This is a genomic window from Bacteroides sp. 41_26, assembly GCF_949740115.1.
Classification (GTDB): domain Bacteria; phylum Bacteroidota; class Bacteroidia; order Bacteroidales; family Bacteroidaceae; genus Bacteroides; species Bacteroides nordii.
Genome location: NZ_CATJGZ010000115.1, coordinates 1 through 19,693, shown reverse-complemented (window position 1 = coordinate 19,693; position 19,693 = coordinate 1). Strand labels below are relative to the sequence as shown.

Here is a 19,693-nt window from a genome sequence, read left to right as displayed (position 1 = left end):
ACCTGTATTTTAAATTTAAAACACTGCACTTTTATTCCATATATCAATCCCTAAAACAGAAATGTATATTTCTAACTCTTATAATTAAGGATATACCAACACTCAAAAAGTTTATGCAAGAAAACTTTTGTATATCGTGAAAAAGTAGTACTTTAGCGTGGTTTTTCGTAAGCCATGAATGTATAATTAATAATCTTTTTAAATGCTTGAACAAGACAGAATTATAAAGATTAACATCGAGGAGGAAATGAAGTCATCTTACATTGACTACTCCATGTCGGTCATTGTTTCGCGTGCCCTTCCGGATGTTAGAGATGGATTTAAACCCGTTCACCGCAGAATACTCTACGGTATGATGGAATTGGGTAATACGTCAGATAAACCTTATAAAAAATCAGCCAGAATTGTGGGTGAGGTACTCGGTAAGTACCATCCGCACGGAGATTCTTCCGTATATTTAGCAATGGTACGTATGGCACAAGAGTGGGCTATGCGCTATCCGTTGGTAGATGGTCAGGGTAACTTTGGTTCTGTGGACGGTGACAGTCCCGCAGCTATGCGTTATACCGAAGCCCGATTGAACAAACTCGGCGAGGCAATGATGGAGGATCTTTATAAAGAGACCGTCGACTTTGAACCGAACTTCGACAACACGTTGACAGAACCAACTGTAATGCCAACGCGTATCCCTAATCTTCTGGTGAATGGTGCTTCCGGTATTGCTGTAGGTATGGCTACAAATATGCCGCCTCATAACCTTTCCGAGGTTATTGATGCGTGTGATGCATATCTCGATAATCCCGAGATTACTGTAGAAGAGTTGATGAACTATGTCAAAGCACCTGACTTTCCGACAGGAGGGTATATATATGGTGTAACAGGTGTACGTGAAGCCTATTTAACGGGGCGTGGTCGTGTAGTAATGCGTGCAAAAGCCGAAATTGAAACAGGACAGACACATGACAAGATCGTAGTTACTGAAATACCATACAACGTAAACAAAGCTGAGTTAATTAAATACATAGCTGATCTTGTAAATGATAAGAAGATAGAAGGCATTTCCAATGCAAATGACGAATCCGACCGTGATGGTATGCGTATCGTTATTGATATCAAACGAGATGCAAATGCCAGCGTTGTTCTTAACAAACTCTATAAAATGACAGCTTTGCAGACGTCATTTGGTGTCAACAATGTAGCATTGGTACATGGACGTCCCAAAACGCTGAATCTAAGAGATTTGATTAAGTACTTCGTAGAACACAGACGTGATGTAGTTATTCGTCGTACACAATATGATCTGCGCAAAGCTAAAGAACGTGCTCACATTCTTGAAGGTTTGATTATAGCTTCAGATAATATTGATGAAGTTATCCGTATTATCCGTGCGGCAAAAACTCCGAACGATGCTATTACCGGATTAATCAACCGCTTTGAACTGACAGAAATACAGGCACGTGCAATCGTAGAAATGCGTCTGCGTCAATTGACCGGACTAATGCAGGATCAGTTACATGCCGAATATGAAGAAGTAATGAATCTTATTGCTTATTTGGAAAGTATTCTTGCAGACGATGAGGTATGCCGTAAAGTTGTAAAAGATGAATTAATCGAAGTAAAAGCTAAATATGCTGACGAACGCCGGTCGGAAATTGTTTATTCATCTGAAGAGTTCAACCCAGAAGACTTCTATGCCGATGATGAAATGATTATCACCATCTCACATATGGGATACATTAAACGTACACCACTTACTGAATTCCGTGCACAAAATCGCGGTGGGGTAGGTTCGAAGGGTACAGAAACACGGGACGAAGACTTCATTGAACATATCTATCCGGCAACAATGCATAACACGATGATGTTCTTTACCCAAAAAGGTAAATGTTATTGGTTGAAAGTATACGAAATCCCTGAAGGAACGAAAAACTCTAAGGGACGTGCTATCCAAAACCTGCTGAACATAGACTCTGACGACGCTGTAAATGCATATTTACGTGTGAAGAGCCTTGATGACCAAGAATATATCAACAGTCACTATGTGTTGTTCTGTACAAAAAACGGTGTAATTAAGAAAACGTTGCTTGAACAATATTCTCGTCCACGTCAGAATGGTGTAAATGCAATTACGATCCGTGAAGACGACCGCGTTATTGAAGTTCGTATGACAAATGGTAATAATGAAATTATTATTGCAAACCGCAACGGACGTGCAATTCGCTTCCACGAAGCAGCAGTTCGCGTTATGGGACGTACGGCAACAGGTGTACGTGGTATCACACTTGACAACGATGGACAGGACGAGGTAGTAGGAATGATTTGTATTAAAGACCTTGAAACAGAATCTGTTATGGTGGTTTCTGAGCAGGGATACGGCAAACGTTCTGAAATAGAAGACTATCGTAAAACAAATCGCGGCGGTAAAGGTGTAAAAACGATGAACGTTACCGATAAAACAGGTAAAGTGGTAACAATCAAATCAGTAACAGATGAAAATGATTTGATGATTATCAATAAATCCGGTATTACTATTCGTTTGAAAATTGCAGATGTACGCATTATGGGACGCGCTACACAAGGTGTTCGCTTGATCAATCTGGAAAAACGCAATGACCAGATCGGGTCTGTATGTAAGGTTACAACAGAAAGTCTTGAAGATGAAATCCCTGCAGAAGAGATAGAAGGACAAATTCCAGTTGATCCTACTGCAGAAACATTTGAAGATACAGACGCACCGGATGTTTCAGAGAATAATGGAGATGAAAACAAAGAATAGACGTAATATTAATAATTAATCAAACAACAATCATGAAAAGAGTATTATTTTCAATGGTTCTACTGATGGCTGTCAGTTTCGCGTTTGCTCAACAGAAGAGCGTAAAAGAAGCTAAAGGCATTGCCAGCGATGTAAAACCTGACTTCAAGAAAGCTGAACAGCTGATTAACGGAGCATTGACTAATCCTGAAACAAAGGATGATGCAGCTACATGGGATGTAGCAGGCTTGATCCAAAAGAAAATCAACGAAAAGGAGATGGAAAATGCTTATCTGAGAAAACCCTATGATACATTGAAAGCGTACAACAGCATCCTGAAAATGTATGAGTACTTCTTGAAATGTGACGAATTGGCAGAAATACCTAACGAAAAAGGTAAGGTTAAAAATAAATATAGAAAAGCCAATGCTGCTTCAATGATGGCAGAACGTCCTAACCTGATCAATGGAGGAATTCAGTATTTCAATCTCAACAAAAGTGCAGAAGCTTTGAAGTTCTTCGGAACATACGTAGAATCAGCCTCTTATCCGATGTTGGAGAAAGAAAATCTGGCTGTATCTGACACGTTGTTACCTCAGATTGCATATTACGCCACATTAGCTGCCAATGGAGTAGAGGATAAAGATGCTATCCTGAAATATGCTCCTATAGCAATTAAAGATAAAGATAATGGCTCAATTGCCATGCAATTATGGGCAGATGCCTTAAAAGCAAAAGGTGATACTGCCAAATGGGTAGAATCTTTAAAAGAAGGTATCCTCAAATTCCCAGAAAATCAATACTTCTTTGCAAATCTTGTTGACTATTATAGCAGTTCTAACCAACCGGAAAAAGCAATGGAATTTGCTGATGGTATGTTAGCTAAAGATCCTAATAACAAATTGTATCTGTATGTGAAGGCATATCTTTATCACAATATGAAAGACTATGATAAAGCACTTGATTTCTACAAAAAAACAATTGAAGTTGATCCTCAATATGCAGAAGCTTATTCAAACTTAGGTTTAGTGTTGTTGATGAAAGCTCAGGATTTTGCAGATCAGTCTACTACGGATGTTAATGACCCTAAGTATGCACAAGCTCAAGCTACTATCAAGAAATTCTATGAAGAAGCAAAACCTTATTATGAAAAGGCAAGAGAACTGAAACCCGATCAGAAAGATTTGTGGGCACCAGGTCTTTATAGAGTTTACTATAACTTAAACATGGGCACTGAATTTGACGAAATTGAAAAGTTGATGAATAACTAATCTATTTCCTAAAAATAGCAGAACGGCTGGAATAATTAAAATATTCCAGCCGTTTCTTTTTGCACGTTATTATATAATAGGAGCGTAATTTATAAGTAGCAACTTCCGATCATATAAAAAGGCAACTTACTCTTTACGAATAAATTGCCTTTTTATATTAAACATAATACAGATTATTCCATTATTTTAAATATCTTATTTTTTTGCTTCTGATCATCCGTTAATAACAAGTAATGGTGTATCTGAATGGAAAATCATTTTCCGGGCAATACTTGGATTAAACAAACGAGCAAATATATTTCTTTTATAAGAAGTCAACGTGATAATATCGATTTTATTGGCTTTAATATATCCGTCAAAACTTTTAAGGAAATCATCATTCATCACCACATCATAATGAATTTCAAGTTCCGGATATTGTTTTTGGAAATATTCTTTAATACCAGCCAACTTTATTTCATTCCAAGTATCTTTTGCTTCTTTAACATCAGCAAGATAAATCAAAGATACGACGAAATTAAAAGGTTTCCAAGCATTTATAAAGGAATCAAAAGCTATTAAATCCCTTTGATCAAAATTGGTCATAAAAGCAACCCGCTTCACAGCACCGAATTCTCTGAATGGCGTGTTTTCAGGAATAGCCAATACTGCAGTCCGACTGCGTTCAATCACTTCAGCAGTAACACTACCAATCAAATCAAGATCTTTCTGACTCTTACCACGAGTACCCATTATTATAATACGCGGATGTTGCTCCTTGGAATAGCGTAAAATCTCCTCTTCTGGTATTCCTTCACGCAATACACAAGTATATTTTACATCCGGGAACTCTCCAGAAGCTATTTTCTCTTTTATTTTATCAGCTAATGCATTTAAATCCGAATGAACTTTTTGTAAAATCGTTTTAACCGTCTCCTCATCACTTATCTGGTAATTAAACACATCACCATAAGGCAACGAAGATGCATATATAGGTGTAAAATATACGTGCAATAGTAATACTTCAGCTCCATAGGCTTTGGCTAAGTTAAAACCGAATTCGCATGCTTTAATCGAATAATTAGAGAAGTCTACTGGAATAAGTATCTTCCTACTCTCATTATCATCCTCAACATTAGGAGCCTTCTCTCCCACTATACTTTCGGCCAACCAAACAGAACTCTCTGTAATCTTGAGTGCCCTTGGTAAATCACTTTCTTTTATGCGTAATCGGACACCTGATGAAACAACTGGTTGAATCTGATTCACATTATGAATATACGTCTCAACACCCTCATTTTCAAGGACATTTTTCAATATCTGAGCTTTTGTATAAGTCAGAATAGCTAAAGTAACTAATTTGTCTTCCATAATCCATTAATATATATGAATTTAACAAATAAGAAATCCCAATTGTTTTTGATTCAATTGGGATTCTGCAAGTATATCTTTTCATTAAGCCTGCATAGGTTCGGTAGCTTCTTCTCTTTGCATACTCATATTTAGTTCATCAAGAATGCGAAGAGCCCGGTCAAGTACGGTAGTATCGTCAATCATCACTAACCCACCGTCCGGACCGGGCTCTAAATGTATTCCGACACTTTTACCCTCTTTAAAATTATGTCCGCCGAAGAAATTGCGCACTGTATCTACGTGTAGACCAAGTTCATCAGCTATTCTATGCATGCTACCGCTAGGCAATGAATCTTTAATTTTACGAAGTTCATTGAATGTTATTGTCCTCATGTCACATAAATTTAATGGTTAATACTAATGTGAATCATTATCACGCTATAAACTTAATGAAAAAAAAAGATAAAACAAACTATTTACCCTTTTTTTTTACTATATTAGATAAAATACAATTTTAGATAGATATTATATAGCAAAATCCCCGTGTAGACATATCTACACGGGGATTTTACTCTTATTTTAATTATTATTTCTATATTATTTCGATTGCAGAAGCGGGTATCCATCCCACTTTACCATCTTCTAAACGTATTTCTTTCCAGTCTTTCATGGAATTATCTTTTACATCTACTTTATGTCCTTCATGAAGAATAAACAAACTTGTTCCACTATCACTGGGAGTACTACGAACTGTAACACTCGGATTTACCACGATAGCGTTATTACGGTTCAATAATTCGTCTTTCTGTTGTCCGGCAAATATATTCGCTAAAACAACTACAATCAGAAAAATGATCCCACATATAAAGCCCGCTTTCTTCAATACAATCTGCTTTGAGAAAATAAAAAAATAAAGGGATATAATCAATAGTATAAAACAAGCAACACCCCACACAGCCCACGCATCTACGCTCATACTATTAACTAAAGAATTTATCCAGGAAACAAAAAAGATTTCTGGAACTGCTTCTACTTTATCAATCGTTTTGGAACGTGCTATTTCTAAATTAGCACGAATATCACTATTACCCGGTTGAAGCAGTAAAGCACGCTCGTAATTCAAAATCGCTCTGGCAATATCACCGGCTTTATAATAACTATTCCCAAGGTTATAGTAAACATCTGCAGCTTCACCCTTACTCAGCAATGCCTCATAAATCTGAATAGCAGAAATATAATCGTTTCTCATATATGCACTGTCTCCTTCAGCTTTTGTGACATCTTCCAGTTTAGAAGAGAACTGTTGCATACCAGCACCTATCGAGTCTGTTTCTACAGCCTGCAAAGAGTCTGTCTTCAACGAGTTCTGCCCAATAGAAGCTATTGAAACCAATAAACTAAATGCAAAAAACAATATCTTTTTCATGACTTTAATCTCTTCTAATTTAGTGTTTTATTGAATTCTCCATCTTACTAATCACAGTCAGAGATGACGAATAGACTTTATCCATAGCCTGGCTTTCATCTCCCGGAGCAAAACGTGCAAATTCACATTCATTTAAAGCATCCAAAAACTCTTTAATCAATTCATCACTTACTCCATGATTTCTCAACTTCTCTTCCACATTATCCTTTGATAAGCGAGATACCGGGATATTCAGTTTATCACTTATATATCCCCACAAAGCTTTCAATACTTCATCATAGAATGCTTCTTTCTTATTTTCAGCAAGCAGTTTACCTGCCAGTTTCATACGCTTTGTAGCTACCTTATTTGCCTTTTTCGTACGCATTTTAGCCACATTAGCATTCTCAGCTGCCTGCTTACGATAAATAATAAAGAATATAATGAATGCAATGGCAGGAATTATATAGAACAACCAGTAAGCGAATGAACCATAGAAGAAGCTTCCCTTAGGCTGAAGCGTTACATCTTTCAACTTAATATAACGAATATCTTCACCCAAAACTTTCAGATCTTCTTTATTCGTGAAGTTCGCAATCACCTGATCTGCATTACCAGCACCTTTCTCTACTTTTATTTCATAGTCTTCTGTTTTCAACGTCTTATAAGACTTAGATTTAATATCGAAATAAGAGAATGTTACAGCCGGTATCTTATAATTACCTGGATGACGCGGAATCGCCAAATATTCAATCACACGATTACCAGACAACCCGCTCGATGTCAAACGGACCTGGCTATCTACTTTTGGGTCATACACTTCGAAATCTTCCGGAAATTTCACCTCCGGATTTGAAAGTAATTTTAAATTTCCTGTACCAGAAATTACCAACTTAATCGTGATTGCATCATTTGTTTTTACATCCTTACTATTTATTGAAGAACTAATAGTAAACTCTCCTACTCCACCTGAGAAATCAGCAGGTTTACCCGCAGGAAGAGCATTCACATTGATTGTAATAGCCGGAGTTGTAAGTACTTTCTTCACTTCAACAACGTTACTGCCTCCATTAAAGAATGCATCAAATGGATCAGCGCTCCGTACTGCTTTTGCAACAGAGGCATCAAACCGTGCCGGCTCAATCGTGAGCTTTCCGGACTGCTGTGGAAATAACACGAACTGTCGAAAAACAGTAGTATAATAGTTTCTTCCTTTATAATGCTCTTGCGACCATTTTGCATTAGATGGACGTTCTATTTCCTGCGAATGGAAACCTTTAAAATCCGGTAATTTCACATTATCAAATTGCAACTGGCTTTCACGTGTATAAATTTTATAAGTCAGTAGAAAAGCCTCTTGCTCATAAACAGTTGTTTTTGTAGCTGTTGCTGTTACAAACAAGTCTTGACTGGAAACACTTGCAGAAGAAGTTCTGCCAGAAGAACTATTCCCCTGCGTAGCCGCACCACTTGAAGTCGCAGCTGCACTCTGATCGGGTGGAAGCACTTTTATTTTTACAGAGTTAGAAACCATTTGATCTCCATCTGCCGTAATTGTTGCACCAGAAATAGAATAATCACCTTCAGTTGTTGCCATCAGAATATAGGTAAATGTAATTCCTTTTTCTGAAGACATCGCACCATTAATTATTTGCGTATTACTAAACGTACTTCGAGTAGGTCCCATCAATACATCAAACCCTTTGATAGATGGTGCACGAAAGTCTCTCACCTTCTGCGTAGTCACTGTATAGGATAACCTGAATTGGTCTCCCACCACTACTACATCAGGTGCTGATGCAGTAAACGATACTTTGCCATCGGCAAAGACATTAATGCTTGCTGCTACAAATATTATCAATAAGAAAATCAGTTTTCTCATTTCTTTTGAAGTTTTTATCATCTTACTTTGTTATTACCAATCTTTTTCGAGACGACCTCCCTGAATTACCTGTTGCTGTTTTTTAACTTTATCCTGGGTATCCTTTTCGTCTTGCATCACAGAATTAAGGAGTTGTTCAGCATTTTCCTTTGACATCTCATTATCTTTCTTCTCTGGCTTGGGCGGTTGCTGCTGCTGATCATCTTTCTTTTGATCATTTTGCTTATTCTGATCTTTTTGCTGATCCTGCTTCTTTTCCTGCTCATCCTTATTCTGATCTTGGTTTTGATCCTGGTTTTGCTGATTCTGTTGCTGATCCTTCAACATCTTCTGTGCCAATGCCAGATTATAACGAGTTTCATCATCTTTAGGATTATTACGCAACGACATTTTATAAGCCTCTACAGCCTGACCATAATCTTTCCCTGCCTGAAATAAAACGCCCATATTATGATAAATATGTGCCAGTTTCATTTTATCTTTCTCAATCTTACCAGCAGCTACATATTGCTCCATAGCATCTTTAAATTTCTGCTGCTGAGACAGTGTATTACCAAGATTATACATAGAAACCGTTGATTTAGGGTTGACTTCCAATGCCTTTCGATAATTCACTTCAGCATCTACGAATACACTATCGTTAAACAAACGATTTCCTTTACGGATATAGTCTCTCTCTATCTTTTGTGCTGAAGCTCCAGCTGCCAGCATCACAAACAGAATGAACAGAATATATTTATTTTTTGACATAAGCATAATTACTTCTTATTAGAGAACAGATGAATGTTCTTAAACAACGGATTCTTACGTTCCAATATCAACATCTCGGCTAATAATAAAAGCAAAATAATCCATGCAATGGCCTGGAACTGCTCGTTGAATTCTATATATACTTTGGATTCAACATCTGATTTTGCCATTTTATTAATTTCCTGGTTAATAGCTTTTTGAGCAGAATTTGAATTATCAACACGTACATATATACCCTTACCATCTTTAGCGATTTCCTGACACATAGCTTCATTAAGTCGAGTTACCACTACATTTCCATCCCGATCACGACGAAAATCGTTTGTACCTTCAACGGGAATCGGAGCCCCATCAGGAAGTCCTATTCCTAATACACTCACCTGGATTCCTTTTTCAGCCGCAGCCTTAGCAGCTTCCACAGCTCCTCCTTCATGATTCTCACCATCAGTAATGACAATAATAGCACGTCCTACCCCTTCTTGGGGAGTGAAACTACGTGTTGCAAGATTAATAGCAGCTCCGATGGCAGTTCCCTGTTTAGAGATCAGTGAAGGATTAATAGACTCCAAAAACATTTTAGCAGAAATATAATCACTTGTGATCGGAAGTTGAGTAAAAGCATCACCTGCAAACACAATCATACCTACCTTGTCATTTTCCATTTCATCTACCAATCTAGATATAAGACGTTTAGCTCTTTCCAAACGGTTAGGTTGAACATCCTGCGCCAACATAGAGTTAGATATATCAAGTGCAATTATTACCTCTACTCCTTTACGTTTCACTGTTTCCAGTTTTGAACCAAACTGCGGACGTGCCAACAATACGGCAAACAATCCGATTGCAGCAAAAATCAACCAAAACTTCACATCCGGACGATATTTGGAAACGTCAGGCATAAGTTGTGCCATCAATACCGGATCACCAAAACGACGAATAGCTTTTCGCTTTCTGTAATTAGAATACAGATAGAAAACAGCTAATAACGGTAATAGCAACAACAGATATAAATATGCAGGTTCTTCAAATCGAAACATCTTTCTATTTAAATTTTACGATTTACAATTTACGATTGAAATCACATTTATACTATGGAATCTTCTTAAGAATTGAGTTACGCAACAGTACCTCTAGTAATATACAAAGAAAAGCTACCAAGGCAAACCAGCGATATTCTTCCTGACGTTTGCTATATTCCTTAACACTCAACTTTGTTTTTTCCAGTTTATCAATTTCTTCATAAACCTCTTTCAGCTTTGAATTACTGGTAGCTCGGAAATAATTTCCGTCTGTTGTACCTGCAATCTCAGTCAACGTCTTTTCGTCAATTTCAACAGGTATATTTACATACTGCACGGAATTCCCTATCGGATACGGATAAGGAGCCATACCATTTGTACCGACACCAATTGTATATACGCGAATACCAAAACTCTTAGCTATCTCAGCAGCAGTTAAAGGAGAAATATCTCCTTTATTATTCGTACCGTCAGTTAACAAAATAATAACCTTTGATTTAGCTTTACTATCTTTCAAACGCGTTACTGCATTAGCAATACCCATACCTATTGCTGTCCCATCTGTCACAATACCACATTTAATACTTTGAAACAAGTTGAGCAACACTGCATGATCCACTGTCAAAGGACACTGCGTGAAACTTTCACCAGCAAATAAAGTCAAACCAATATTGTCATTCGGACGTCCATTAATAAATTCAGCTGCTACATCTTTAGCGGCTTCCAATCTATTAGGCTTTAAATCCTCAGCAAGCATACTGGTAGATACGTCAATAGCAAGCATAATATCAATACCCTCTATTTCGCTATTTTGCCAGTTATCCGTAGTTTGAGGTCGGGCAAGTACCAGAATAATCAATATCAATGCTATGATTCGAAGTCCAAATGGTACATGCAACAAATAGTTCTTATAACTTTTTGGTGTATGTGCATATACCCGGGCATCCGAAATTTGAAGCGTTGCCTGGCTTTTCTTCCACTTTAAAACATACCATACAATATAAGGTATGAGCAACAGCAGCAAAAATAAATATTCAATATTGGCAAAAACCATTCTATTTACGATTTTACAATTTACTATTCACGATTGAGAAATACTCCCTTAAGCAAAGAGATTATAAAGTTGCATTCCAATATATACAAAAGTTGCTACAAGAGCTACTGATAATAAAACAATGCCACAAATAAGCAATATCTTAGCACGCAATGAACGTTTTTCTATAATCGTAATCTCCGTTGGTTGCGGCTTCTGGTTCTCCTCTTCAGGCTGCTTAGTTTCATTAATAAAATCAATAGCATTAATCAGATTGGCATCATTCTCATTCATTTGCGGATCATGCTTAGCAAACTTTACTAAATCCGCTGTTTGGAAGAGCTCCTTCAAATCTGCAATAGCTTCTTTATCATTCATTTCCATCAGATTATCAATGATTTCCGAAGAAGTCATCTCTAACGCATTGAAACCAAAACGATCTTTTATATAAGTACGAAGAGTATCTGTAAGTTCCGTGTAATATTCCTTCGGAAGTCCTTTTTGCCATACCTTCTCATTCTTAATACGTTCGATCTCTTTCATTGCAGCCTGATGCGGAGGCAATTTGGGTTCTACTTTCACCTTACGTATAATTGGCTTATTATCACGAATACGTATGATAAAATAAATAAGCAAAGCAAGCAACGGTAATGCAAGGAATGAACATCCGATTAGTCCATACCAATCTTCCCAAACAAAAGGAGCTTTCATTACGGCTTTCTGCCCAAAGAATTGATCCGGATGCAAGGTATCTACTGGCATCGAGTATACTTTCAATGCTAATGCCTTCGACTTATACTCTTTATTATCAACCGTCACCACCATCGGAGGCAGATAATAAAGAGCAGAATCAAAAGATGTTACAGTATATTCTTGTGTAATCAGCAATCGCTGACGGTCATTCAAAAATTGTGTATCCGGTTTAGCAGTTTCCACAATTTCCACTCCGCGTACTATTGTATCAGTATAAGCAGGCAAAACAGCTCGCTGCTTTGCATCCATCGCCACCTGTAATTGTATCTTTGCCTGTTCTCCAATGAGAATCTGCAAAGAATCTATTTTAGCTTCAACAGTAACAGACTGTGCAACAGCCCTACCAGATAACAAAAACAACAGTATTATTAGAAAACCATTTCTATTCATTGTCTTTCCGTTAATTTCGTTTGGCAAACAAGTTCAACAACGCCTTTACATAGTCCTGATCTGTACGTACCGATACTGAATCTACATTACTTTTAGTAAAGATGTCACTCAGTTCATCCTGTTTACTCACCCACCAATTATGATGTGCCTGACGAACTGCTTTCGACGAAGTATCAATCCATTGTTCATGTCCGGTTTCGGCATCTTTAATTTTCATCAATCCTATTGGTGGAAGTTCAGCCACACGCCTATCGTAAACCTGAACGGCTACTACATCATGCTTCCGGTTGGCAATCGTCATGGCATTCTTGAAATTTTCCTGATCAATAAAATCAGATAAAATAAAAGCAGTACAACGCCTTTTCATTACATTCGTCAAGTACTCCAGTGCTAACCGAATATTTGTACGCCGACTTTCAGGTTTAAAATCAATTAATTCACGAATTATATAAAGAATATGTTTACGTCCTTTCTTAGGAGGAATGAACTTCTCTATTCGATCAGAGAAAAAGATTACACCAATTTTATCATTGTTCTGAATAGCCGAAAATGCCAATGTTGCAGCAATCTCAGTTATCATATCTTTCTTCATCTGCTTAACAGTACCAAATTCCAAACTACCGGAAACATCAACCATCAACATCACTGTCAGCTCACGTTCTTCTTCAAACACCTTAATGTAGGGTTTATTAAAACGCGCAGTCACATTCCAGTCGATATCACGAATATCGTCACCAAACTGATATTCACGCACCTCTGAAAACGCCATACCTCTACCTTTGAAAGCCGAATGATACTGACCTGCAAAAATATTGTTAGACAATCCACGCGTCTTTATTTCAATCTGACGGACCTTTTTTAATATTTCACTTGTTTCCATCTGTTTAATTGAGAATTGAGATTTGAAAATCGAGAATTATTCATCACTCAATCAAAGTTAAGGCACTTCAACTTTATTCAATATCTTACTGATAATTTCATCTGAAGTTATATTGCTGGCTTCTGCCTCATACGTCAAACCAATACGATGACGAAGTACGTCATGAGCTACAGCACGCACATCTTCCGGTATTACATATCCACGTCGTTTAATGAATGCATATGTACGTGCAGCCAATGCAAGATTAATAGACGCACGGGGAGAACCGCCAAATCCAATCATATCTTTCAACTCCTTCAAATCATATTTATCAGGATAACGTGTCGCAAATACAATATCTACAATATAACGTTCTATTTTCTCATCCAGATAAACCTGGCGAACGACTTTACGAGCCTCAAGAATTTCATCTGCCTTGAGGATAGGCTTTACATTAAATTTCTCACCATTAATATTCTGACGAATAATCAATTTTTCTTCTTCCAACTTCGGATAATCAATGACTACCTTCAACATGAAACGGTCCACCTGTGCTTCCGGCAACGGATAAGTACCTTCCTGCTCAATCGGATTTTGAGTAGCTAATACTAAGAAAGGTTCAGGCAAAAGAAAAGTTTGTTTACCAATAGTAACCTGACGTTCCTGCATCGCTTCAAGCAAGGCACTCTGTACTTTAGCCGGTGCACGGTTTATTTCATCAGCCAATACAAAATTAGCAAAAACAGGACCTTTTTTTACCTGAAATGATTCGTCCTTCTGACTGTAAACCATTGTACCAATAACGTCAGCAGGCAATAAGTCGGGGGTGAATTGTACACGACTATATTGTGCATCAATCAATGATGCCAACGTTTTGATTGCTAATGTCTTTGCCAAACCAGGCACACCTTCCAACAGTACATGCCCGTCAGAAAGAAGTCCAATAAGCAGCGACTCTACCAAATGTTTCTGACCAACAATAATCTGGTCCATGCCTGTTGTAAGATTGGTAACGAAAGCACTTTGTCTTTCAATCCGCTCATTCAATTCGCGGATATCAATTGATTCAGCCATAAATACTTAATATTTTATTGTTTAATTACCACAAATAATATATAAGCCTCTTGTTTGTGTAAGGCTTTTTAATTCGATTCCAAAAGTACGCCATAAAATTAACCATTGCAACTAATTTTTATTAAAAAACAATGCGAAACCTTTAGATTAAGGTACTTTTATATGGTTTAGCAGTTCCATAACATTTCGCACCTATACAAAAAACTCCGCCTGAATGAAACAAGCATGTATACATTCAGGCGAAGTAAAAAGTTCGAGCTATTATTTCCTAACTAATTCAGGGATCTTAATCGTAGTTCCATACGGTACATTATCGGGATTTTTAATAACTCCCGGATTGTGTTTTACGATGTATGGCCACAAAGCTTTAGTTCCATAAAAGCGTAAAGCAACTCTTGTCAATGTTTCCCCTTCTTTGATAGTATATGTAGTTTTAGTTCCCGTTATAATATAACTAACAGAATCCGGTTTGAAAGGAACAGACTTAGCTGTTGTCGATTTACCAGCGTCTTTCTTCACTGTTTCCGGTTCTTTTTTAGATACAGGAACAGCCACCGGAGTTTCTTCTTTCACAGGAGAAACAACTTCAGCAACCGTATCTTCTCTGATTATTGTATCTTGGAGAATAACCGGTTCTGAAGTAGGCTGAACAACCTTTTCCATTTCCTTCACTTTTTCAATTCTGTCTGCAGAATCAAAGAGATCAGGATAATAGATGAAAAGCAAGGCCCCTCCACAAAGCAATAATACAATAACGATTATTGCAATAAGATAAGGTACCGGAGACTTTTCAGATTTCACCTGCTTGGGTTTACTTTTTCTTTTAACCGGAGCTTCATCCGCCACTGTTGAAACAGCCAATTCCCGGGCTATTATTTCTTCTGCAGACAACTTTGGAGCTACTGACCGAGAATTCTCTGGATCTGCTGTTTTTTCCTTATCCAATTGAGAGGGTTGATTTACAGAAGGAGTAGCTTCTTTCTTCATAATAATATCGTCAGAAACTCCTTTTTCACCAACTATTATTTCATTTTTCACCTCTTCTACTTTCGGTACTACAACTTCAGTAACCGCATCTTGCCCTTCTGCCGCTACTGAAGCATTTTCCACAGCAGAAACTTCTTTCTCCTTTTCTTCTATCGAAGACTTTTCTTCTTCAACTATTTCCTCAGCACGCTCTACTTCTTTGATACTTTCTTCAGGATTCACTCTCCCCACACTCTGTGATACAGGTTCCTCTTCTGTCAACTCCCCATCATCATCCGAATCCACCACCGGAGTATCTTCCAAAACAGTCTTTTCATTCAACACCACTGTTTCAAAATGAGAAAATGGCTTATTAATAATATCACGTAATGAACCATCCGGAATAAAGGAAACCTTTGTATAACCCTGTATCTGGAATCGTTCCCCCGTATTAACCTTCACACTCTCCCTACTCTCAACATCCACCAGTTTGAAAGTGCCAAAGCCTTTAATTTTCACAGACCTGTCCTGTTCAAGAGCTTCCTCTATCAAAAGAAAGAACTCTTTAACAAATTTATCGGCATCTTTTTTATCCATGCCGTATTTCTCAGATAATAAGTCTATAAAATTCTGCAGATATAACCTTTCATTCATGAGAGTGAGCCTTTATTTAAACTTATCTTTTAGTTGAGCACTCGGTCTATACGTCAAAACCAATTTAGGAGGAACAAGCATGCGTTGCTTCGTTGTTGGATTAACTGTAATACGTTCTGCTTTCTTCTTTACTTCAAAGGTCCCAAAACCTTGTATTGTAACAACATTTCCCTCTTGTAATTCCTGGGTCATACCCGACAATAAAGAGGATGCCAATTCGGATGTATCCTTAATTGTATATCCTAACCTACGCGATAACTCTGAAATAAAATCTTTATTATTCAAATCCAAAAATTTTAAAAGTACGACGCTATATTAGTCATTATTAAGCAAATAAACAAATTCTATGGAAGAATACTTTAAATAACCTTTCCAAAAAGATCAAAATCATCAGAATCAATCACCTCTATCTGATAAAAATTACCAATCAGAAGCGTTTGGTCCGCACGATTAATCAAAACCTCCGGATCCACTTCCGGAGAATCAAACTCTGTACGTCCAATATAATAATCTCCCTCAATACGATCAATAATTACTTTTAGTTGTTTACCCACTTTTGCAGCACTTAACTCAGATGATATCCCTTGCTGAATATCCATCAATTCATCCAAACGAGCCTGCTTTACTTCTGCAGAAACAGAATCTTCATAACACTCGGCAGCATAAGTCCCCTCCTCTTCTGAGTATGCAAAAGCTCCCATTCTGTCAAAACGCACCTTACGAACGAATTCTTTCAATTCTTCAAAATCAGCCTCCGTTTCTCCCGGATGCCCTACCATCAGGGTAGTACGCAAATGAATACCGGGAACTTCTTCACGAAACTGCTCTATTAACCGATAAGTATCCTCCTTTGTTACATGCCGGCGCATATGCTCCAACATATTGTCACTAATATGCTGCAAAGCAATATCCATATATTTACATACATTATCACGCTCACGCATTACACGAAAAAGATCTGTAGGAAAATGAGCTGGATAAGCATAATGCAGACGAATCCATTCTACCCCAGGAATATCAGAAATGCGTTCTATCAATTCTGGAAGCATTTGTTTCTTATACAAGTCAATTCCGTAATAAGTAAGCTCTTGTGCTATAACCTGAAACTCTTTCACACCCTGAGACACAAGATATCTCACCTCATCCAGTATTTCTTCAATCGGCCGTGACACATGGTGTCCTGTTATTATAGGAATAGCACAATATGAACATTTCCGATCACACCCTTCTGAGATTTTCAGATAAGCATAATGACCAGGAGTAGTTAATGTTCGTTCAATGTACAATTCATCGTGATAAGCTTTACCCAGATCTTTTAGAAGTTCTTTCCAATTAAACTTTCCATAAAATTTATCTACCTGGGGAATTTCGATTGCCAGTTCTTTTAAGTACCGTTCTGACAAACATCCCATTACGAATAATTTTTCCAGATTCCCTTCTTCTTTCTCCTGAGCAAATTCAAGAATCATATTAATAGACTCCTCTTTTGCATCACCAATAAAACCACAGGTATTTATTACCGCAATCTCTCCTTTAGGTTTCTCTGAGTCATGAGTAACGTTATATCCGGCTTCGTTTAGTTGACGCATCAACTGTTCTGAATCTACTAAATTTTTAGAACACCCTAAGGTTATAATATCTATAGTCTTTCTCTTCATGCATTCTCTCCAAACAAGGAATCTACAAATTCTTTTTTACGGAAAACCTGCAAGTCTTCCATACCTTCACCCAAACCGATATACTTTACAGGAATTTTAAACTGATCAGAAATACCAATCACTACTCCCCCTTTAGCCGTACCATCCAATTTGGTAATAGCCATAGCTGTAACCTCTGTAGCCAATGTAAATTGTTTCGCTTGTTCAAAAGCATTTTGCCCAGTAGAACCATCAAGCACCAACAAAACCTCATTAGGAGCATCTGGCACTACTTTTTTCATAACGTTCTTGATCTTTGTCAGTTCATTCATCAATCCGACCTTATTATGCAAGCGACCTGCAGTATCAATAATAACCACATCAGCATTATTGGAAACAGCCGAACTTAGTGTATCATATGCTACAGAAGCAGGATCAGAACCCATTTTTTGCTTAATAACAGGTACTCCTACTCTTTCACCCCAGATAACCAATTGCTCCACTGCAGCAGCACGGAATGTATCCGCAGCCCCCAAGTACACTGATTTTCCGGCTTTCTTAAACTGATATGCCAATTTTCCAATAGTAGTAGTCTTGCCTACCCCATTAACACCCACTACCATAATTACATATGGCTTCTTATCTATTGGCACATCAAAATCAGCGACATCATCAGAGTTATTCTCCGTCAGCAATGCAGCTATTTCGTCACGAAGAATAGTATTAAGTTCTTGTGTGTTTACATATTTATCATTTGAAGCACGTTTTTCAATACGCTTAATGATGTTTAGCGTAGTCTCTACACCTACATCAGAAGTAATGAGCACCTCTTCCAAATTATCTAACACTTCGTCGTCCACTTTTGACTTACCGGCTACTGCGCGGGCTATCTTACTGAACACACTTTCCTTGGTTTTAGATAATCCTTTATCTAAAGTTTCCTTCTTTTCCTTTGAAAAAAAACTAAAAAATCCCATGATACTTACTATTTGTATAATACATTATGCTACAAAGATATAATAAAGTAATGAAAAACTAAAAAGTGAGGAAAGAAAATTGAAACTCCACGACGTTTTAGCAAACTTCAAACAACAACAAGAAAGCATCTCAAACTGTTCAGGAGAGCTCTTTTTTTATTTATAGAATTACAAATAAAGATTCACAAATCTATAACTACAAAAAAAATCCCCCCAATAATAACATGAGAGGATTTTTTAATTGCAGAATAACTGCAATCTATTATTTCTTGAAAAAGTCTTGTACTTTTTCGTTAGGAACCATCTGTTCATCAAAAATGTAAGCACCAGTTTTCGGAGACTTAACCATTTTGATAACCTTAGTATAAGAACGACCTTCTTTAGATCCTTCGTGCAAACTTGCTACTGTTTTCTTTGCCATGGGTTATTCTCTATCTTTTATTATTTAATTTCCTTGTGAACTGTTACTCTCTTCAGAATAGGGTTGTATTTCTTCAACTCAAGTCTTTCTGTAGTATTTTTTCTATTTTTTGTTGTGATATAACGAGATGTTCCCGGCATACCGCTATCTTTATGTTCTGTACATTCCAGAATCACCTGTACTCTATTACCTTTTGCTTTCTTTGCCATAATCAGTTTTCTCCTCTACGTTTAGCCAATCACTTTAATGGTTTTCCAATCACAATACCCTTTAGCAACTGCATCGTTCAGTGCAGCATCCAATCCTTTTTTGTTAATAATGCGCAAACCAGCAGCACAAAGGCTAAGGCTGATCCAGCAGTCCTGTTCTACATAATAGAACTTCTTGTTAAACAAGTTCAAATCAAAGGTTCTCTTTGTTCTTCTCTTTGAGTGTGAAACATTGTTGCCAATCATGGCCTTCTTTCCGGTAATTTGACAAATCTTTGACATTTCTATCTTAATTTTATAGTTTTC

19 protein-coding genes are annotated in these 19,693 nt (G+C 37.3%); 2 read left to right on the top strand and 17 right to left on the bottom strand.

All coding sequences use genetic code 11. The features are described from left to right. Window positions 1–202: 202 nt before the first annotated feature. Both gyrA and QX565_RS17375 read left to right on the top strand, forming a co-directional pair. On the top strand, window positions 203–2,776 hold the full coding sequence (gene gyrA, locus QX565_RS17380; RefSeq protein ID WP_221651004.1) for a DNA gyrase subunit A: 2,574 nt from the start codon (window positions 203–205) through the stop codon (window positions 2,774–2,776). 32 nt (window positions 2,777–2,808) lie between these two features. Continuing rightward, complete coding sequence (locus QX565_RS17375) at window positions 2,809–4,026, top strand: tetratricopeptide repeat protein (RefSeq protein WP_221651005.1); 1,218 nt, start codon at window positions 2,809–2,811, stop codon at window positions 4,024–4,026. A gap of 213 nt (window positions 4,027–4,239) precedes the next feature. Here the strand turns inward: QX565_RS17375 and QX565_RS17370 are convergent, their stop codons facing one another. The 17 genes from QX565_RS17370 to rpmB form a co-directional block, all read right to left on the bottom strand. Further along, window positions 4,240–5,376 carry a universal stress protein gene (locus QX565_RS17370; protein WP_221651006.1) on the bottom strand — a complete coding sequence of 379 codons (1,137 nt, stop codon included), beginning with the start codon at window positions 5,374–5,376 and terminating at the stop codon, window positions 4,240–4,242. A gap of 84 nt (window positions 5,377–5,460) precedes the next feature. Next, window positions 5,461–5,751: a DNA-binding protein gene (locus tag QX565_RS17365; RefSeq protein ID WP_221651007.1), complete on the bottom strand. Its 291-nt coding sequence runs from the start codon at window positions 5,749–5,751 to the stop codon at window positions 5,461–5,463. Between the two features lie 199 nt (window positions 5,752–5,950). After that, a complete protein-coding gene (locus QX565_RS17360; RefSeq protein ID WP_289293697.1) occupies window positions 5,951–6,784 on the bottom strand; it encodes a tetratricopeptide repeat protein in 834 nt (277 codons plus the stop codon). Between the two features lie 19 nt (window positions 6,785–6,803). Next, complete coding sequence (locus QX565_RS17355) at window positions 6,804–8,645, bottom strand: BatD family protein (protein WP_289293696.1); 1,842 nt, start codon at window positions 8,643–8,645, stop codon at window positions 6,804–6,806. A gap of 33 nt (window positions 8,646–8,678) precedes the next feature. After that, window positions 8,679–9,395, bottom strand: a complete 717-nt coding sequence (locus QX565_RS17350) for a tetratricopeptide repeat protein (RefSeq protein ID WP_221651010.1) — start codon at window positions 9,393–9,395, stop codon at window positions 8,679–8,681. A gap of 8 nt (window positions 9,396–9,403) precedes the next feature. Continuing rightward, a complete protein-coding gene (locus QX565_RS17345; protein WP_289293694.1) occupies window positions 9,404–10,432 on the bottom strand; it encodes a VWA domain-containing protein in 1,029 nt (342 codons plus the stop codon). Between the two features lie 52 nt (window positions 10,433–10,484). Continuing rightward, on the bottom strand, window positions 10,485–11,468 hold the full coding sequence (locus tag QX565_RS17340; protein WP_221651012.1) for a vWA domain-containing protein: 984 nt from the start codon (window positions 11,466–11,468) through the stop codon (window positions 10,485–10,487). Between the two features lie 48 nt (window positions 11,469–11,516). Beyond that, window positions 11,517–12,590: a hypothetical protein gene (locus tag QX565_RS17335; RefSeq protein WP_289293692.1), complete on the bottom strand. Its 1,074-nt coding sequence runs from the start codon at window positions 12,588–12,590 to the stop codon at window positions 11,517–11,519. A gap of 10 nt (window positions 12,591–12,600) precedes the next feature. Continuing rightward, window positions 12,601–13,470, bottom strand: coding sequence for a DUF58 domain-containing protein (locus QX565_RS17330; RefSeq protein WP_007485679.1), 870 nt, complete (start codon window positions 13,468–13,470; stop codon window positions 12,601–12,603). 57 nt (window positions 13,471–13,527) lie between these two features. Continuing rightward, window positions 13,528–14,523, bottom strand: coding sequence for an AAA family ATPase (locus tag QX565_RS17325; protein ID WP_221651014.1), 996 nt, complete (start codon window positions 14,521–14,523; stop codon window positions 13,528–13,530). Window positions 14,524–14,784: 261 nt separating this feature from the next. Then, window positions 14,785–16,143 (bottom strand): HU family DNA-binding protein, encoded by a 1,359-nt coding sequence (locus QX565_RS17320; protein WP_289293691.1) that lies wholly within the window; start codon window positions 16,141–16,143, stop codon window positions 14,785–14,787. A 12-nt stretch (window positions 16,144–16,155) separates the two neighbouring features. After that, on the bottom strand, window positions 16,156–16,428 hold the full coding sequence (locus QX565_RS17315; protein ID WP_002560159.1) for an HU family DNA-binding protein: 273 nt from the start codon (window positions 16,426–16,428) through the stop codon (window positions 16,156–16,158). Window positions 16,429–16,502: 74 nt separating this feature from the next. Then, a complete protein-coding gene (gene rimO / locus QX565_RS17310; protein WP_289293689.1) occupies window positions 16,503–17,801 on the bottom strand; it encodes a 30S ribosomal protein S12 methylthiotransferase RimO in 1,299 nt (432 codons plus the stop codon). Next, complete coding sequence (gene ftsY, locus QX565_RS17305; RefSeq protein WP_221651017.1) at window positions 17,798–18,757, bottom strand: signal recognition particle-docking protein FtsY; 960 nt, start codon at window positions 18,755–18,757, stop codon at window positions 17,798–17,800. Before ftsY ends, rimO begins: the two co-directional genes overlap by 4 nt. Before the next feature lie 262 nt (window positions 18,758–19,019). Then, window positions 19,020–19,178, bottom strand: a complete 159-nt coding sequence (locus tag QX565_RS17300; protein ID WP_002560156.1) for a DUF4295 domain-containing protein — start codon at window positions 19,176–19,178, stop codon at window positions 19,020–19,022. 20 nt (window positions 19,179–19,198) lie between these two features. Beyond that, window positions 19,199–19,387 carry a 50S ribosomal protein L33 gene (gene rpmG / locus QX565_RS17295; RefSeq protein ID WP_002560155.1) on the bottom strand — a complete coding sequence of 63 codons (189 nt, stop codon included), beginning with the start codon at window positions 19,385–19,387 and terminating at the stop codon, window positions 19,199–19,201. A 21-nt stretch (window positions 19,388–19,408) separates the two neighbouring features. After that, window positions 19,409–19,669 carry a 50S ribosomal protein L28 gene (gene rpmB / locus QX565_RS17290; RefSeq protein WP_002560154.1) on the bottom strand — a complete coding sequence of 87 codons (261 nt, stop codon included), beginning with the start codon at window positions 19,667–19,669 and terminating at the stop codon, window positions 19,409–19,411. Window positions 19,670–19,693: the final 24 nt, after the last annotated feature.